This window comes from Novosphingobium sp. 63-713 (assembly GCF_001898925.1).
Lineage (GTDB): Bacteria > Pseudomonadota > Alphaproteobacteria > Sphingomonadales > Sphingomonadaceae > Novosphingobium.
Genome location: NZ_MKVS01000052.1, coordinates 79,384 through 94,589, shown reverse-complemented (window position 1 = coordinate 94,589; position 15,206 = coordinate 79,384). Strand labels below are relative to the sequence as shown.

9 protein-coding genes are annotated in these 15,206 nt (G+C 63.5%); 4 read left to right on the top strand and 5 right to left on the bottom strand.

Going from position 1 to position 15,206, the window contains the following annotated elements; genetic code table 11:
• Nucleotides 1–8 precede the first annotated feature (8 nt).
• Complete coding sequence (chrA, locus tag BGP00_RS23970) at nt 9–1,313, bottom strand: chromate efflux transporter (RefSeq protein ID WP_168605397.1); 1,305 nt, start codon at nt 1,311–1,313, stop codon at nt 9–11.
• A gap of 161 nt (nt 1,314–1,474) precedes the next feature.
• Between chrA and BGP00_RS23965 the strand changes: the two genes are divergently transcribed.
• Nucleotides 1,475–1,981: an SRPBCC family protein gene (locus tag BGP00_RS23965; RefSeq protein WP_168605398.1), complete on the top strand. Its 507-nt coding sequence runs from the start codon at nt 1,475–1,477 to the stop codon at nt 1,979–1,981.
• Between the two features lie 77 nt (nt 1,982–2,058).
• Nucleotides 2,059–4,617, top strand: a complete 2,559-nt coding sequence (mgtA, locus tag BGP00_RS23960) for a magnesium-translocating P-type ATPase (RefSeq protein ID WP_292692057.1) — start codon at nt 2,059–2,061, stop codon at nt 4,615–4,617.
• 28 nt (nt 4,618–4,645) lie between these two features.
• On the opposite strand, the gene BGP00_RS23955 is transcribed toward mgtA, so the two are convergent.
• Nucleotides 4,646–5,104: an Lrp/AsnC ligand binding domain-containing protein gene (locus BGP00_RS23955; RefSeq protein ID WP_168605400.1), complete on the bottom strand. Its 459-nt coding sequence runs from the start codon at nt 5,102–5,104 to the stop codon at nt 4,646–4,648.
• Between the two features lie 135 nt (nt 5,105–5,239).
• On the opposite strand from BGP00_RS23955, the gene putA reads away from it, so the two are divergent.
• Both putA and BGP00_RS23945 read left to right on the top strand, forming a co-directional pair.
• Nucleotides 5,240–8,743, top strand: a complete 3,504-nt coding sequence (gene putA, locus BGP00_RS23950) for a bifunctional proline dehydrogenase/L-glutamate gamma-semialdehyde dehydrogenase PutA (RefSeq protein ID WP_292692055.1) — start codon at nt 5,240–5,242, stop codon at nt 8,741–8,743.
• 67 nt (nt 8,744–8,810) lie between these two features.
• Nucleotides 8,811–9,686, top strand: a complete 876-nt coding sequence (locus tag BGP00_RS23945; protein WP_168605402.1) for an ADP-polyphosphate phosphotransferase — start codon at nt 8,811–8,813, stop codon at nt 9,684–9,686.
• Nucleotides 9,687–9,706: 20 nt separating this feature from the next.
• On the opposite strand, the gene BGP00_RS23940 is transcribed toward BGP00_RS23945, so the two are convergent.
• The 3 genes from BGP00_RS23940 to BGP00_RS23930 form a co-directional block, all read right to left on the bottom strand.
• The gene (locus BGP00_RS23940; protein WP_290009717.1) at nt 9,707–10,111 is read right to left on the bottom strand and encodes a heme-binding protein; all 405 of its coding nucleotides are present in this window, start codon (nt 10,109–10,111) and stop codon (nt 9,707–9,709) included.
• A 109-nt stretch (nt 10,112–10,220) separates the two neighbouring features.
• A complete protein-coding gene (locus BGP00_RS23935; RefSeq protein ID WP_292692052.1) occupies nt 10,221–12,956 on the bottom strand; it encodes a TonB-dependent receptor in 2,736 nt (911 codons plus the stop codon).
• Nucleotides 12,957–13,250: 294 nt separating this feature from the next.
• Nucleotides 13,251–15,206: an alpha/beta hydrolase domain-containing protein gene (locus BGP00_RS23930; RefSeq protein ID WP_292692050.1), complete on the bottom strand. Its 1,956-nt coding sequence runs from the start codon at nt 15,204–15,206 to the stop codon at nt 13,251–13,253.

The window sequence follows — 15,206 nt, the reverse complement described above, 5'->3', positions numbered from 1 at the left end:
AACTCCTTTCACGAGATATGCGAGAGCAACCAGCCGCCAGCGGCGGCAGCGGCCAGAACGGGGATAACATTCCATTTACGCCCAATCACCGCCCATGCCGATAGCGCAGCGATCAGACCCGCCCGCCAATCGAAACTGGCCGGAACGGGCAGGCTGAAACCGGGCCATACCGGGCGCAGGTCATGAAACAGCACCTGAAGCGCAAACCATGCCGAGAGATTGGCGATCACGCCCACAATTGCGGACGTCACCAGCGCCAGCGCGCCTTTTAGCAATTGGGCGCGCTCCAGCCGCTCGATCCACGGGGCCAGCGCAAAGACCCAGAGGAAGCAGGGCGCAAACGTCACCCATGTCGTCAACCCCGCCCCCAGCAATCCGGCCACCAGCGGCGTGAAGGGAGCAGGCGTGCGGAACGCAGCCAGATAGCCGACAAATTGCGTGACCATAATCAGCGGCCCCGGCGTCGTTTCGGCCAGCCCCAGCCCATCGGCCATTTCAGCGGCGGTCAGCCAGTGCTGCGCCGAAACCGCCTGCTGCGCCATATAGGCCAGCACCGCATAGGCCCCGCCAAAGGTGACGACCGCCAGCTTGGAGAAAAACACCCCCACCCGCCACAGCACATGATCGCGGCCTAACAGCGCGAAAACCGCCACCATCGGCGCGGCCCATGCCAGCGCGCCGATCAGCACCGCGCGAACACTGTAACCCCAGGGGCGCGGCGTATCGGGGGGCGATCCCGCCTCGCCCTTCAGCCCCAACAGCGCCGGGCGCCAGCGCGCCGCGATCCAGCCGATCGCCCCCGCCCCGATCACCACCAGCGGAAAGGGCGCATTGAACAGGAACAATGCAACGAAGGATAAGACCGCCGCAAGTTTACGAAACGGCGTCCCCAAAGCGCGGCCAGCAAGGCGCAGCACGGCCTGCACCACAATCGCCAGCACCGCCGCCTTGATCCCCAGAAACAGCGCGGCAAACCACGCCAGATGCGCCGCCGCGCCATAGAGCATCGAGAGCGCCAGAATGACCAGCGCGCCGGGAATGACAAACAGCAGCCCCGCCGCCAGCCCTCCGCGAATGCCGTGCAATTTCCATCCGATCCAGATCGCCAGTTGCTGCGCCTCCGGCCCCGGCAACAGGTGGCAGAAGTTGAGGGCGTGGAGATATTGGTCCTCGGTGATCCAGCCGCGTTCCTCGACCAGTTCGCGGTGCATCAGCGCAATTTGCCCCGCAGGCCCGCCGAAACTGAGGCAGCCGATGCGCGCCGATACGCGCAGCAATTCGGAGAAATCGGGATGTTGAGATGAGGCCGTCATCTTGCGTCCAATACCTTTCCGCCCGCAAAGGCAGGCCGGAGAAGGCAACACTTGGGCTGACGCCTGACCGGGAGGTTGCTTTATCCCGATAAGCCCAGCATTAATCCCGCCGTGCGCGCATCGCAACAGCTTTGACGCGGAAAAACAAACAGGAGAGATCGATGATGAAGGCATATGCTTTGGCGATGGCGGCTGGTCTGGCGGCGTGGGGCAGCCCGGCAATGGCGCAGGCTCCCGCCTATCAGACCATCCATCTCGAACAGGATGTCGCCCGTCCGGCCGCGCAGGTCTGGGCGCGTATCGGCAAGTTTTGCGATATTGGCGAATGGCTGCATACGCCCTGCCGCTTGGTTGCGGGCAAGGATGGCGAGGTGGGCGCGGTGCGCGATCTCAACAATGGCCGGATCATCGAGGTCATCGTCGGGCGGACCGACCTGTCCTATACTTATGCGATGCCCGACGGCATGGTCGAGGGGCAAGGCTTCTATCACGGCAATCTGGCGGTGGTGCCGGTGTCGAAAACGACCTCGCGCCTCGTCTATTCGATCCTTTATCTGGACAAGGGCGCAGGCGATGAGGCGGGCATCAAGGAGCGCCGTGAAAAGCGGGTGCAGCGCTTTGGCGAGGCGCTCAAGACCATGAAGACATTGAGCGAGGCCAGTCGCTAGTTCACCGCGATAAGTGATTGCGGCCAAACGGATGCTGGCGTAGCGCTGCACGCGCAACATGCGAAAAGGCCGAGCGTATGACCGATGGGCTGCTTGATCTGGCAAGAATGGACGAAGCGGCGCTCTATCGCCATTTCGACAGTTCGTCGGGCGGGCTGACAGAGCAGGCGGCGCAGGAGAAGCTGGACATCATCGGCCCCAACCGGATTGCCGATGATGTCCGCCTCTCGGTCCTGCGCGAGATCCTGCGCCGGTTGATGACCCCGCTCAACGGGTTGCTGCTGGGGCTGGCGGTGACGTCATGGGCGCTTTCGGATTATCGCTCGGCCATTGTCATTGCCATCATGGTGCTGCTCAGCGTGGGGCTGGGCTATGTTCAGGAGCATCGTTCGAGCATGGCCGCCGCGCGGCTGAAGCGCATGGTGCAGGTCCATGCCAGCGTGAAGCGCGCCACGCCCGATTTTGCCGAAATGCCGCTCGAAGTGCTGGTGCCGGGCGATATCGTGCGTCTGGCGGCGGGCGATCTGATCCCGGCGGATCTGCGTTTGCTCAGCGCGCATGACCTGCATGTCAACGAAAGCTCGCTGACCGGCGAGGCGATGCCGGTCGAAAAGCGCAGTTCGCCCGATGCCGATGCCGCCGCCCCCTTCGATGCGCCCAACCTGTGCTTCATGGGATCGAGCGTGGTCAGCGGTTTTGCCGAGGGGATCATCCTGAAAACCGGCCGCGCCACCTATTTCGGCGAAGTGGCCAAACAGATCACCGGCGCCGACACCACCAGCAGCTTTGATCGCGGGCTTAACCAGTTTGTCGCGCTGATGCTGCGCTTCATGGCGGTGTTGGTGCCTTTGGTGTTCATCATCAATGGCGTGACCAAGCATAACTGGCTGGAGGCCTTGTTCTTTGCCGTGGCGGTGGCGGTGGGGCTGGCGCCCGAAATGCTGCCGATGGTGGTGACCATGAATCTGGCGCGCGGGGCGATTGCCATGTCGCGCAAGCGGGCCATCGTCAAGCGGTTGAACGCGATCCAGAATTTCGGCGCGATGGATGTGCTGTGCACCGACAAGACCGGCACGCTGACGCAGGACCGGGTGGTGCTGAAGCTCCATCTGGATGTTGAAGGTCGCGATAATCGCGATGTGCTGGCCTATGCCTGGCTCAACAGCCGGTTTGAAAGCGGGCTGCGCAATCTGATGGACGAGGCGATCCTCGAACATGGGGGGCAGGAAGAGCATCCGATCTCGGCGGGCGATTATGCCAAGCTGGACGAATTGCCGTTCGATTTCGTGCGCCGCCGCGTTTCCGTGGTGGTGCGCCGCCCTGAGGGCGAGGCGCTGCTGGTCTGCAAGGGGGCGGTCGAGGAGGTGCTGGGCATCTGCACCCAATTCCGCAAGGGCGAGGAGGTGATGCCCTTTGCCGGGCCGCAGGCCGAAGCGATCCATGCCGTGGCCGAAGGGCTGAACCGCGACGGCTTCCGCGTGCTGGCCATTGCCTGCCGCACCATGCCAGCGCTGGCCGAGGGGCAGTATTCGGTGGAGGATGAGCGCGATCTGACACTGATCGGCTTTACCGCCTTCCTCGATCCGCCCAAGGAAACCGCAGGCCCGGCGATTGCCGATCTGCAAAAGGCGGGCATCACGGTCAAGGTGCTGACCGGCGACAATGATCTGGTCACGGCCAAGATCTGCCGGGACGTCGGGCTGGACGTCGACCAATTGCTGCTGGGCCGCCAGATCGAGGCGATGAGCGATGCGGAACTCGCCGCGCAAGCCGAGGTCACGCAGGTCTTTGCCAAGGTTTCGCCCACGCAAAAGGCCCGCATCATTGCCGCACTTCAAGCCAATGGCCATGTCGTGGGCTTTCTGGGCGACGGGATCAACGATGGGCCCGCGCTCAAGGTGGCCGATGTGGGCATCTCGGTCGATACGGCGGTCGATATTGCCAAGGAATCGGCCGACATCATCCTGCTGGAAAAGAGCCTTGCCGTACTGGGTGATGGCGTGACCGAGGGGCGGCGGGTCTTTGCCAATATCATCAAATATATCCGCATGGGCGCCAGCTCGAATTTCGGCAATATGTTCAGCGTGCTGGGCGCCTCGATCATCCTGCCCTTCCTGCCGATGGCGCCCCTGCAGGTGCTGACCAACAATCTGCTCTATGACTTTTCCCAGACCACCATTCCCACCGACAATGTCGATCCGGAATATCTGGCCACGCCGCGCCGCTGGGAAATCGGCAATATCGCGCGCTTCATGCTCTTCATCGGGCCGATGAGTTCGATCTTCGATTACGCCACCTATTTCACCATGCTTTTCATCTTTAACGCTTGGGCCGATCCGGCGCTGTTCCAGACCGGCTGGTTCGTGGAATCGCTGCTCACGCAAACGCTGATCATCCACATCATCCGCACCGCGCGCATCCCCTTCCTGCAAAGCCGGGCCAGCAATGCGCTGATCGCCACCACGCTGATCATCTGCGCGATCGGCGTGGCGCTGCCTTTCTCGCCGCTGGGGGCAACGCTGGGGTTCAAGCCGCTGCCTGCACTCTACTGGCCGATACTGGCGGGTTTCCTGCTGGCTTACGGCGTGCTCACCCATATGGTGAAGGTCTGGTTCTTCCGCCGCTGGGGCGGATGAACCCCTGACCGGCCCAAGAATCGCCTTGTCAGCCGATCTGATCGACGATGGTTTCCATCACGACAAAGGTCGATGTGCTGGCCACATGAGGCAGGCTGGAGATCTTTTCGCCCAGCACTGCCCGATAGGCGGTGATGTCGGAGGTGCGGACCTTAAGCAGATAGTCAAAATGGCTGGCCAACATATGGCATTCCTCGACCTCCTCCACCTGCAACACCGCGCGGCGGAAGGCTTCAAGCGCCTTTTCGCGCGTGTCCGACAATTTGACCTCGGCAAAGGCGATATGGCCCATGCCCAGCCGAACCGGGTCGATCACCGCACGAAAGCCGCGTATATAGCCGTCATCGACCAATCGCTTCAGCCGGATCTGGCAAGGCGTCTTGGACAGGCCCACCCGCCGCGACAATTCGGCCACCGTCATGCGCGCATCAATGCGCAGTTCCTCAATCATTTTGCGGTCGATCTGGTCGATCGGGCTATTGTCCATCGCGGATCTCCATTATCGGCCTAAATTACGGCCCATCTTTATCCGATTGGCATGGCATGATAGGCTCCTTTGGTCGAAACGCCGAGACGCGATGCGATAGGCTTGCCCCGTCCACCCCATGACGGAAATGCGCCGATGACCGATGCTCCTTTTGCCCATTTCGCCCCCGCACTGGCCGCGCCCTCCCCTCTGCGCCGCGCAATCACGGATGCCACGCGCCGGGCCGAAGCCGATTGCATCGCCAAGCTGATCGAGGCGGCGACCGCGCCCGAGGCGATGCAACCAGCGATTGCGCAGACCGCCTGCGCGCTGGTGTCCGCCCTGCGCGCCAAGGGGCAGCGTGGGGGCGTTGAAAGCCTAGTCAAGGAATATGCGCTTTCCAGCCAGGAGGGCGTGGCGCTGATGTGTCTGGCCGAGGCGCTGCTGCGCATTCCCGACAATGCCACGCGCGACGCGCTGATCCGCGACAAGATCGCGCGGGGGCAATGGCAGGCCCACCTGGGCGCGGGGCGCAAATTGTTCGTCAATGCGGCCACATGGGGCCTCATCGTCACCGGGCGGCTGGTGGGGGCCAACAGCGACGGTTCGCTGGGCGCGGCGCTGACGCGGCTGATCGCGCGGGCGGGCGAGCCGCTGATCCGGCGCGGGGTCGATCTGGCGATGGAACTGATGGGCGAGCAATTCGTCACCGGCGAAACCATCGAGGAGGCTTTGAAACGCGCCCGCAGGCTGGAGGCGCAGGGCTTTGCCTATAGCTATGACATGCTGGGCGAGGCGGCGACCACGGCGGCGGATGCGGAGCGCTATTGGCGCGATTATGAAAACGCCCTGCACGCCATCGGCAAGGCGGCGGCGGCGCGCGGCCCCTATGCCGGGCCGGGCATTTCCATCAAGCTCTCCGCGCTCCACCCCCGCTATGCCCGCGCGCAGCAGGACCGGGTGATGGGCGAACTCCTGCCCCGCGTGCGGGCGTTGGCCATTCTGGCGCGCGATTATGACATCGGCCTCAATATCGACGCCGAGGAGGCTGAGAGGCTGGAAATCAGCCTCGACATTCTCGAAGCCCTCGCGCTCGATCCCGATCTGGCGGGATGGAACGGGCTGGGCTTTGTGGTACAGGCCTATGGCAAGCGCTGCCCGCATGTCATCGACTGGATCATTGATCTGGCGCGCCGCACTCAACAAACGGCCAACAGGCGGATCATGGTGCGGTTGGTCAAGGGCGCCTATTGGGACAGCGAGATCAAGAAGGCGCAGGTCGATGGGCAGGCCGATTTCCCGGTCTTTACCCGCAAGGTTCATACCGATGTGTCCTATATCGCCTGCGCGCGGCGTTTGCTGGAGGCGTGCGATGCGGTGTTCCCCCAATTCGCCACCCATAATGCCCAGACTTTGGCGACCATCTACCATCTGGCCGGACCGGATTTCACGCCCGGCGATTGGGAATTCCAATGCCTGCACGGCATGGGCGAGCCGCTGTATGAAGAGGTCGTGGGCGCGGGCAAATTGAACCGCCCCTGCCGGATCTATGCGCCGGTGGGCACGCATGAAACCTTGCTGGCCTATCTGGTGCGGCGCCTGCTGGAAAATGGCGCCAATTCCTCCTTCGTCCACCGCATCTGGGAAGAGAGCCTGAGCCCGGAGGATCTGGCGCAGGCTCCGGCGCAGGAAGCGCTGGCCATCGAACCTTTTGGCTCCCCCCATCCGGTGGTCGCCCTGCCCGCGCATCTCTATGGGCAAAGGCGCAATTCCGCCGGGCTCGATCTGGCCAGCGAGAGCGCATTGGTAGCGCTTTCGCGCGATTTACAGGCCAGCGCGGGCCGGGAATGGCGGGCCGATCCGATGATCCCCGGCCTGTCCGTCATCCGGCCGCCGCAGGATCTGCGCAATCCGGCCGACCGGCGCGACCTGGTGGGACGGGTCAGCCTGACGCTGGAGCGCGATGTACCGCTGGCTTTTGCCAATGCGCGGCGGGCGGCGCAGGGCTGGCGCGAAATGCCCCCTGCGCAAAGAGCCGCGATGCTGGAGCGCGCCGCCGATCTGCTGGAGGAGCAGGCCGGGCTTTTGCTGGGCCTCATCATCCGCGAGGCAGGGAAATCGGCGGGTAATGCTGTGGCCGAAATCCGCGAGGCGGTCGATTTCCTGCGCTATTATGCCGATCAGGCGCGCGCGACGCTGAACGAAGCCCATACGCCCATCGGCCCGGTAGTCTGCATTTCGCCATGGAATTTCCCGCTGGCGATCTTTGTCGGGCAAATCGCCGCCGCACTGGCTGCGGGCAACCCGGTGCTGGCCAAACCGGCCGAGGAAACCCCGCTGATCGCCGCGCAGGTGGCGCAGATCCTGCATCAGGCGGGCGTGCCGATGGGGGTGCTGCAATTGCTGACCGGGGCGGGCGAAATCGGCGCGGCGCTGGTGGCCCACCCTGATGTGGCGGGCGTGCTGTTCACCGGATCGACGCAGGTGGCCAAGCTTATCCAGCGCGAATTGGCGCGCCATGACGGGCCGCCCATCCCCCTCGTCGCGGAAACGGGCGGGCTCAATGCGATGATCGTCGATTCCTCGGCGCTGGCCGAACAGGTGACCGGCGATGTTCTGTCCTCCGCCTTCGACAGCGCGGGGCAGCGCTGCTCGGCGCTGCGCATCCTGTGCCTTCAGGAGGATATTGCCGAGCGGCAGTTGACGATGCTGAAAGGCGCCTTGGGCGAATTGCGGATCGGCAATCCCGATCGCCTCTCCACCGACATCGGCCCGGTCATCACCGAGGAAGCGCGCGAGGCCATCGCCGCCCATATCGAGCGCCTGCGGGCATCGGGATGCCCCGTCTGGCAGGCCCCGCTGGGCGAGGAAACCGGCCATGGCAGCTTCATCGCACCCACCATCATCGAGATCGAAAGCATCGACCAGATCGGCGGCGAGGTCTTTGGCCCGGTGCTCCATGTCCTGCGCTATGCCCGCGAGGATCTGGGCGCGGTGGTCGAGGCGATCAATGCCACCGGCTATGGCCTGACCTTCGGGCTGCATACACGGCTGGACGAGACCATCGCCGAGGTGACGGGCCGGATCGCGGCGGGCAACATTTATGTCAACCGCAACACGATCGGCGCGGTGGTGGGGGTGCAGCCCTTTGGCGGGCGCGGCCTTTCAGGCACCGGACCCAAGGCGGGCGGGCCGCTCTATCTGGGGCGGCTGGTACGGGAAAGGCCCGCGCTGGATCTGCCCCCTGATGGGACCGCAGAACTGCCAGGCCCGGTGGGCGAACGCAACCTTTACCGCCTGCATCCGCGCGGGCGCGTGCTGGCGGCGGCGCATAGCCAGGAGGGCATGGCGGCGCAGATGGCGGCGGCGCACGCGGCGGGCAATCAGGTTGACCTGCTCTGGCTGGGCGAAGGCCCGGCTCCGGTTGGTGCGATAGCGGCGCTGCCCCGGATCAATCCCTATGGCGCGGTGCTGATCAAGCCGGGGCCAAACACCAATGCCCTGATGCAGCAGATCGCGGCGATGGAGGGGCCGATCCCGCTGATCCAGCAGGGCGATGATCAAGGGCATTATCGCCCCGACTGGCTGGTCGAGGAGCAGACTGTCTCGATCAACACCACGGCAGCCGGGGGCAATGCGGCCCTGATGGCGCAGGTGTGACGATCACCCTTTCGCCGCGCCTTTTGCAGGCGCATAAAGGCCGCCTGTAGCCCGGAGAGCCAAGCCCATGGAAATCGCCCTGAAAACCTATCGCATTCCCGAGGGTAAAAGCGTCGACCTCAAAAAGCGCAAGACCCATGTCAGCCCGGTTTATGAATCCAAGGCCGATTACGAGGCGATTCTTGCCGACCATGTCGCCCGTCTGGCTGACCTGCAACAGCGCCATTATGCCGCCAATGCCCATGGGCTGCTGATCATCTTTCAGGCGATGGATGCGGCGGGCAAGGATGGCGTGATCCGCCATGTCATGTCGGGCGTAGGGCCGCAGGGCTGCGGGGTATTCGCCTTCAAACGGCCCAGCGATACCGAACTGGAGCATGATTTCCTGTGGCGCGCAGTCGGCAAATTGCCCGCGCGCGGCGAAATCGCGATCTTCAACCGGTCCTATTACGAAAGCGTTCTGGTGGTGAAGGTCCACCGCAACAGCCTGAGGGACGAAATCGGCCCCGATGGCGCGCCGGGCGCCCAGCTCTGGCAGGACCGCTATCGCTCGATCCGCGATTTCGAACGCCATCTGCATGTCAACGGCACGCGGATCGTCAAGATCTTCCTGCATGTTTCAAAGGAGGAGCAGCGCCAGCGCTTTCTGGCCCGCATCGATGAGGCGCACAAGAACTGGAAAATGACCCCGGCCGATATTGAGGAGCGCCAGTTCTGGAAGGACTATCGCCGCGCCTATGAGGCCTGCATCGAGGCGACCAGCACCAAGGAGGCGCCGTGGTATGTCGTGCCCGCCGATGACAAGGAAAATGCCCGGCTGATCGTCTCGCAGATCGTGCTGGATGCGCTGGAAGGGCTACGGCCGGAATACCCTGAAATCTCGCTGGAACAGCGCGGACAATTGCAGGCAATCCGCGCACAATTGCTGGCCGAGGGGGAATAGCCCCCCGGCCGGAGCCATCATCACAGGATCGCGGCAATCCCGGCGCGCGCGATCTGAACATCCTGTTCCGATTTCACGCCCGACACGCCCACCGCGCCGACGAAATCACCATCGACCACAATCGGCACGCCGCCTTCGAGCATCGCCTGCAGGGCTGGCGCCGTCAGCATCGAAACGCGGCCGTTGAGGATCAGATCCTCGTAAACCTTGCTCTCGCGGCGGCCCAAAATCGAGGTGACGGCCTTGGCAGGCGCCATATGCGCGGTGCTGGCCGAGGCGCCGTCGAGGCGCAGTTGGCCCAGCAGATGCCCGCCATCGTCCACCACCGCAATCGACACCGCCCAGCCGTTGGCAAGAGCTTCGGCCTCGGCGGCGGCCAGGATCGCCTTCACATCGGCGGTTTCAAGAGTGTGCTTGGTTTTCATGGGGGGAGGTATCCGTTTCTGGTGTTGCGGCGGCGCGCTTAGCACAGCGCGCCCGATGCGCCAGAAATGAAAACGGGCGCGGGATATTCTCCCCGCGCCCGCCATCCGATTAGAACTTTGCACCGACCCTTGCATAGATCTGGCGCCCGAAGGGGTCCGAGATCGAGGGCAGATAGCCGTTGAACTTGGCAAAACCGGGGGCCGTGTCAAAGGCGTTGATCATGCCCGCGGTAAAGCTGAAGCGGTCATCGGCGCCAAAGCTCTTGGTATATTGCACGTCGAACACCGAGAAGGCCTTGATCCGGTCGGTGGGCGCCGCGCCAAGGTTCAGCCCGTAATCGTCGAGCACGCCCGACGTATAGCGCCATGTGATCGAGAGATCATGCGTGCCATAGGCGAAATCCGCGCCCGCCACGCTGCGCCAGCGGGGCGCGGCCGAGGCCGAACCGGGCGACTGGTTGAAGGCGTTGCGATAGCCGATGCCGTCATAGACCACGCTGCCCGTGTCGATGTCATATTTGAGCAGATAGGTCACCGCATCGCGCAGCGTCACCTGCACTTTGCCTACATTGAACCCATATTGCGCGGCAACGTCGATGCCCGACGTCTTGGTGCCGCTGGTGGCGTTAAAGCTGGTGACGTTGATGGTCTGGGCCGAACCGGTCGTCGTGTCGCGGATCACCGCGCTCGAGTTCGGATTGGCGCTGATGACGGCCTGCGCGCCCTGCGTCTGGATCTGGTTGTTATATTTGAATTGCCAGAAATCGACCGACAGGCGCATTTTGGGCACGGGCAGGAAGGTCGCACCAAAGTTGAACACATCCGCCGTCTGGGGCTTCAGGTTCGGGTTGCCATAGGTGGCGATGGTGCGGAACGTGGTGGTGCCGTCCTTGGGGTCGGTGATATTGCCCACGCCCGTGCTGATCAAAGCGTTCGAGCTGTTGGCAATCGCGGGGGCCTGAAACGCCCGGCTGAGCGAACCGCGCAGCGAGATCTGGGGCAGCACGCGCCAGTTGACCGCCAGTTTCGGCGCGGTGGAGTTGAAGCCGCCGTAATCTTCATAACGCGCCGCCGCATTGACGTTCAGCCCGTCGATCACCTCGTAATTGGCCTCGACAAAGGCGCTTTTGACATTGCGCGTATAGGAATAGTTGCGGGCCGGGCCGATAAAGCCGCCAAAGCCCGACAGCAGCAGATCCGAATAGATCCCGCGCGACTTTTCCTTACGGGCCTGAACGCCCACGGCCACGTCAAGGCTATGCCCGTTGATCGTCACCAGCGAGCCATTGGCCACCGCCTCGCCCACGAAATATTCGTTCTTGTAATCGGAAAACTCGTCGGTCTGCAGATTATAGAGCAGCGAGGGATCCTGCTTGGCATTGTCCGACTGGAACGGGCTGTAATAGAGGCAATTGCCCGCACCGGCCACCGCGCCAGAGCCTGCACCGTTAAAGCGGATGTTGCAATTCGGCCCGCCATAACCGTTCAGCGCGGCCTGAAACAGGTTCATGTCGGTGTCTTTGTCGCGGGCGATCGTGTGGCTGCCCGAATAGGTGGCCGAGACCGCATATTTCCAGTCGTTGAACAGCTTGCCCCGCGCGCCCAGCACGTAATGCTGCTGGTCCACGGTGTCGCGCATCACGCGATATTGATAGGTGCCGGCAAAGCCCTGTGCGCCGATGGCGCGGCCAAGAAAGCCGATGGTCACGCCAAAGGGATTGTACGGATTGCTCGCGGGCATCAGCGGCGGGGTCGCGCCATTATGCGTCTGGGCATAGGAGGGCACGCCGTAACGGCTGGAATCCTGATGGTAATAGCTCAGCTCGGCATAGATAGTATGGCCGGGTGCGACCTCGAAGGTCGTGTCATTGTGAATGTTCAGGCTCTTCGACTGGGGCCGGATCGGGTTTTGCGCCTGATAGGAATAGGCGCAATTGCCAAGGCCAAACGTCGCGCCCGCCGTGGGCAGATAGAGGCTCGACGTGCCCGACAGGCCGCAATTGGGGTCCACCACGGTCAGCGTGCCATTGGCGGCCTTATTGGCGTCATACAGCGCGGTGTAATTGTTGCCGTTGATGATGACATTGCCACCGGTGCTGGTCTGCGGGCGGCCATAAAGGACGAAGCGGCCCGGATAGCCGGTCGTCGAGGCGTTGAAGAAATTGGTGACCGCGCGGTCGCCGTTCTGCAGATTGTCCTGAAAACGATAGCTGGCCGAAAACACGCTGTGAATGCGGTCATTGCCAAGGCCCACCATCGCCTGCACATTCCAGGCGGGCGACTTGTCCATGCTGATGAATTGGGCCGACATTTTGACGCCGGTGAATTTGGTGTTGGTGATCAGGTTGAACACGCCCGCCACCGCATCCGCGCCATAGGTGGACGAGGCGCCATCCAGCACCGTTTCCACCCGGTTGACCGCAATATCAGGCGTCAGCGAGTTCAAGTTGACATAGCCGTCGCCCGCCTGCGGCGTCACGCGTCGGCCGTTGAGCAGCACCAATGTTGCGCCCGAGCCCAGCCCGCGCAGGTTGGCCGAGCGCGTGTCGCGCGTGTCCGCCCCGCCCTTTTGCAGATCCTGCATACCGCCCGTCGAGCCGACATTCTGCGGGATAAAGCGCGTCAGGTCGCCAATCGAGGCCACGCCGGTCTTTTCCAGCGCCTTGCTGTCCACCGACACGATGGGCGAAGCGCGGTCTTCCTGACGCACATTGCCCAGATACGACCCGGTAACGATGATTTCCTGCGGCTTGGTTTCAGGCGCGGTCTGCGCCATCGCGGGCGCACCCGCCAAGGCCAGGCCGGACAGCCCGCCCATCAATAGCGCCCTTGTCGAAGAATTCATGATTTCGCCCTCCCTGCACACCGCGCCGAGAGGGGCGAGAATGCAATCGGGCACAGGCAAACGCGCCGAAAACAGCGCGGTCCCGTTCCTTTTTGACAGCCTCTTGGTCCCTGATCCCCGTCGGCGGGGTTGTCCAATTTCTGGGTTTGAACATGGCGAAATTGGTTCAAGAACGGAAATATAATATTCTGATTGATTGATGCGTCTGGGTTATCAAATCCGGCAAAACCCCAAGAAAAAGGCCACCGCGCAAGGTCTGCGCGATGGCCTCATCTATCCCATCCGGCAAAAGGCTCAGTCGGTCAGCACCTTGCTTGCCTCCGCCTGCGCGATCAGCTTTTGCGCATCGGCCTCCAGCAACCATCCCGCCGCTTTCTGCCGTGCCACAGCCTTGCGCACGGCCTCCACGAAACCGGCGTGATCGTGATAGCGCTCCTCCAGCGAAAGGCGCGGATCATGCCTGGCCAGCCTTTCCGCCTTGGTCCGGGCAAAGGGAATGAAGCCCCCGGCAAAGCCGCAGCCGCCGCCCGCCTCATAACCGTCCGCCTTCACATTCCAGCCCAGATGGCTGCCCAGCGGCACCTGCAAGGCCACCGCCGGAACGCCCGAGGTTTCATTGCCATCCGCGTTCACCCGCGGCACCCGCTGGGGCAAAGCACCGAGCACGCGCGGAGGCTGCTTGCCGATCACGCCGCTGGTATCATGGGTTTTGTACCCCGGCCCGAAATCATAGTTGAGCAGCGAGTTGAGCTTGCCATCGGGCACCGGCGCGCCAGCAATAGCAGGCCAGCCCATAGCCTTGGCCGTTGCCGCCACCAGATCGCCGCCCTTCAGCGTGGGATAGCGGCTCGGCAAAGGCGCCTTGCCTTCCCGCACCCAGGCCACCAGCATCATCTGCGCCGCGCGCAGGCTCTCCATCGAGGAAACCGCATTGCCCGGCAGCGCGCATCCCGCCGGGGTCGGATCACCTGCCGTCGGAAAGCCGCCGCTCCACGATCCGCCATGGGTCGTGCTGGGGAAATAATAGCGGCGCACTTCGGGCGGTAAGGGCAGATCGGCGCGCCCATCCGTGCCGATCAGGCCGGGCGACATGCGCAGGCCCCAGAATTCGGCCGAACCGAAAGTCTCCACCACCTTGGGGCAGGTATCGCTGGCATGGCAACGGTCGAGGAGGCTCGACACGCCGCGCCCGCGCGCCTTGTCATTATAACGCGTCCACCACAGCGTCCCCTCGCTGCCCGGCTCGAACAGGCCCGCCGCGCCGCCCGGCACGCCAAAGCGCAGGTTGAGCGGCACCTGACGCGCGGCAATATTGGGGTTCACCCCGTCGAACACGCGGCGCCCCGCCTCATCCTCGTTAAAGCCCAAATGGACGAAAGTGCGGACATAATTGCCCGACTGCGATGTGCCGCTGGCGATGGCATAGGCGATCTTGCCCGCCGGATTGGGGTGGCCCGCATCATCCTTGTCGGCGTGGCGCAGAAAGGCCACCAGATCGCGTGTCGCGGCAAAGCCGAGGCCCAGCACCAGCGGGTCTTTGCCCTCATAGGCCAGCGTATAGGCGAATTTCGGATCGAACCCGCCACGCAGGCAGATCCGCGCCGGATCGGGCGTGCCGGGGAAAGGCACCGTCCGGCAATCGGCAAAGGCCCAGTCGGAGGGCTTGATCGTTTCCAGCGGCGCGCTGTCGCCCTTCAGCCGCATCAGCCGCGCCTTGGTCGTATCCAGCGACACCGGCAGCGGGCGCGGCGTGGGGCGGCCGATGCTGCCGGTGATGGGCAGGCTCGTTACCCCGGCGGGCATATCGACAAAGCGCGCCAACACCGGCCCGGTCAGCCCCTTGGCCACCGGCACGCGGGCGGTCTGCAATCCGGCATCCTCGGGCAAATCACCCTGCCATCCCGAGACGACACGAACGAAACCCATCGGATCGGGATCACGCAGGATGTTGCCGCGATTGGGCACATCATAAAACAACGTATCGCTGCCCCCCAACGGCCGTGTGATGGCGAAAGTGGCCGAATATTCGACCATGCCGCGCGCATTGCGCGGGGCGGCGGCAATATCGGTGATGATGGTATTATGCGGATCGGTTGGCGAAACCTCGCCATAGAAACGCCCGCTGATCGTTTCATAGCCCGGTTTGTCCGGTGCGGTCTTTTCCACCTCGATCCGGGTCAGGCGCGCATCGGCACCATGGGACATAAACATCGTCGCGCCCAAGAGGGCGTAGCGCACAGGCTTCATCAT